Raw genomic sequence first — 2734 nt, forward strand, 5'->3', positions numbered from 1 at the left:
CCAGGCCCCGCTCCGCCAGCACGGCGGCCAGCCGCGTGGCCCGCGCGTCCAGCTCCCGGTAGCTCAGCTCGTGGTCGCCGCAGCGCACGGCCGCCGCCCCCGGCGCCCGGTGAGCCTGCCGCTCGACCAGCCCGTGCAGGGTGCCGGCCCGCTCCTCGGTCATCCTCGTCCCCCCTCGTCCCCTCGGAGGCACGATCCTCCTCCCAACTCCCGCCGGGCAACAGGGTTCTGGCGCGTCCACCCCTCGGACGGCCCGGCCGGCCACCGGAGGCCGGCTGTACTCTGCACGCGGACGGACGGCGCCGGCCCGTCCGGTGCGGCGCCCCGTCCGCACCCTGCCCGGCGCCGCGATCGGAGTCCCGCTGCCATGAACTCGTCCGCCCCCGACCTCGCCGGGCCGCTGCTGCGCACCCGGGACGTGGACGTCGTGCGCGACGGCCGCCACCTGCTGCGCGGGATCACCCTGGAGATCCGGCCCGGAGAGCACTGGGCGCTGCTCGGCCCGAACGGCGCGGGCAAGTCCACCCTGCTCGCGCTGCTCGGTGCGGTCTCCCACCCCACCCGCGGCGAGGTGGACGTGCTCGGCCGCCGGCTCGGCCGGGTGGACATCCGCGAGCTGCGCGCCCACCTCGGGCACGTCAACCCGCGCCACCCGCTGCGTTCGCCGCTGACCGTGCGCGAGGTGGTGCTCACCGGGCACACCAACACCATCGAGCCGGAGTTCCACCGCAAGCCGGCCCCGGAGGCGCTGGAGCGGGCCGAGCAGCTGATCGAGACGCTCGGCATGCGGGCGATGGCCGAGGCCGCATGGACCACGCTGTCCCAGGGCGAGCGCGGCCGGGCGCTGATCGCCCGCGCGCTGATGCCCAGCCCCCGGCTGCTGCTGCTCGACGAGCCGGCCACCGGGCTCGACCTGACCGCCCGGGAACTGCTGCTGGACAGCCTGGACCTGCTGCGCCACCAGCACCCGGAGCTGGCCAGCGTGCTGGTCACCCACCACCTGGAGGAGCTGCCGGAGAGCACCACCCACGCCCTGCTGCTGCGCGGGGGCGAGTGCGTCGCGGCCGGGCCGGTGGGCGAGGTGATGACCACGGAGCTGATCAGCGAGACCTTCGGCCACCCGATCCGGATCAGCCGTCACGAGGGCCGCTGGACGGCCCGGGCCGCCGCCCGCCGCACACCGGGAAGGTAACGGTTCAGGGGGTGGGTGTAGACGGAAAACCTTCTTTACGTAAGGTATGCCTTAGCTAATGATGGTCTGCTGGTCCCCAGCCGGCCACACTGCCTCGGCACACCCATGCCCTTTTCCGTTGGAGCCCGCATGTCCGCCCGCCGCCGTTCCACCGCAGCCGCGCTGCTCACCCTCGCCGTGGCGACCGCAACCCTGGCCGGCTGCGCGTCCAAGAAGGACGACAAGGCGGCCTCCGCCGACGCGGTCAAGGTGAACGCGACCGACAGCGCCTGCGAGGTCTCCAAGACCAGCTTCCCGGCCGGCCACGTCGTGCTGGACATCAGCAACAAGGGCTCCAAGACCACCGAGGTCTACGTCTACGGCGACGGTGACAAGATCATCACCGAGCGTGAGAACATCGGCCCCGGCACCAAGACCAGCATCAACGCCGAGATCAAGGCCGGCTCGTACGAGATCGCCTGCAAGCCGGGCATGGTCGGCAACGGCATCCGCCAGAAGATCACCGTCACCGGCGAGGGCGGCAGCGCCGCGCCGGCCGACCCGCGCCTGGCCGCCGCCGTCGACGCCTACCGCACGTACGCCCAGGAGCAGGCCGACGCCACCATCCCGGCCGTCGAGGCCTTCGCCGCCGCGATCAAGGCGGACGACCTGGAGAAGGCCAAGTCGCTGTACGCGCCCTCGCGCACCGGCTGGGAGCGCACCGAGCCGGTCGCCGAGAGCTTCGGCGACGTCGACCCGAAGACCGACACCCGCGAGGACAAGCTGGAGCCGGGCCAGGCGTGGACCGGCTGGCACAAGCTGGAGAAGTCGCTCTGGGTCGACGCGAAGATCGGCGACGACGAGAAGAAGCTCGCCGACCAGCTGGTCGCCGACCTCAATGACTGGCAGAAGAAGATCCCCGAGGCCGAGATCACCGGGACCAGCATGGCCAACGGCGCCAAGGAGCTGCTGGACGAGGTCGCCACCAACAAGATCACCGGTGAGGAGGAGCGCTACAGCCACACCGACCTGGCCGACTTCCAGGCCAACGTCGAGGGCGCGCAGAAGGCCTACGAGCTGCTGAAGCCGGTCGCCTCCGAGAAGGACGCGGAGCTGGCCAAGACGCTGGACTCCGAGTTCGCCGCCATCAACACCCTGCTGGCCAAGTACAAGCAGGCCGACGGCACCTTCACCTCCTACGACAAGGTCACCGAGGCCGAGCGCAAGACCTTCTCCGACGCGGTCAACTCGCTGAGCGAGCCGCTGTCGAAGCTGGCCGCCGCCGTGGTCGTCAAGTAACCGGCCACGCACACCCGGAGTACCACCCCCACCGACGCCGTGGCGGCCCGCGATCCGGGCGCCACGGCCTCCGTGGGCCAGCGCACAATCCAGCACAGCAGAAGGGCCCGCCCGCAGATGGACGCGGAGAACGAGCAGCAGAACGGGACGCCGGCCGCCGCCGACGCCGGCGAGACCAGGGGCGCGGTCAGCCGGCGCGCCGTCATCGGCTGGGCCGGTGCGGGCGTCGCACTCGGCGCCGCGGCCGTCGGCTCGGTCGCCGCG

Annotated in this window: 2 protein-coding genes and 1 pseudogene; all 3 read left to right on the forward strand. The window is 72.4% G+C overall.

The annotated features are described in order from the left end of the window. Positions 1-367: 367 nt before the first annotated feature. Positions 368-1192 (forward strand): ABC transporter ATP-binding protein, encoded by an 825-nt coding sequence (locus KS423_RS42890; protein WP_224285116.1) that lies wholly within the window; start codon positions 368-370, stop codon positions 1190-1192. Between the two features lie 129 nt (positions 1193-1321). Next, complete coding sequence (gene efeO / locus KS423_RS42895; protein WP_224285117.1) at positions 1322-2470, forward strand: iron uptake system protein EfeO; 1149 nt, start codon at positions 1322-1324, stop codon at positions 2468-2470. 72 nt (positions 2471-2542) lie between these two features. After that, positions 2543-2734, forward strand: a pseudogene (locus KS423_RS42900) (deferrochelatase/peroxidase EfeB); the annotation flags it as partial.

This window comes from Streptomyces sp. LS1784 (assembly GCF_020103755.1).
Lineage (GTDB): Bacteria > Actinomycetota > Actinomycetes > Streptomycetales > Streptomycetaceae > Kitasatospora.

What these genes read in the sequence shown, in the direction of transcription:
- KS423_RS42890 (WP_224285116.1), top strand. Translation starts at nt 368, where the DNA reads ATGAACTCGTCCGCCCCCGACCTCGCCGGGCCGCTGCTGCGCACCCGG.
- efeO (WP_224285117.1), top strand. Translation starts at nt 1,322, where the DNA reads ATGTCCGCCCGCCGCCGTTCCACCGCAGCCGCGCTGCTCACCCTCGCC.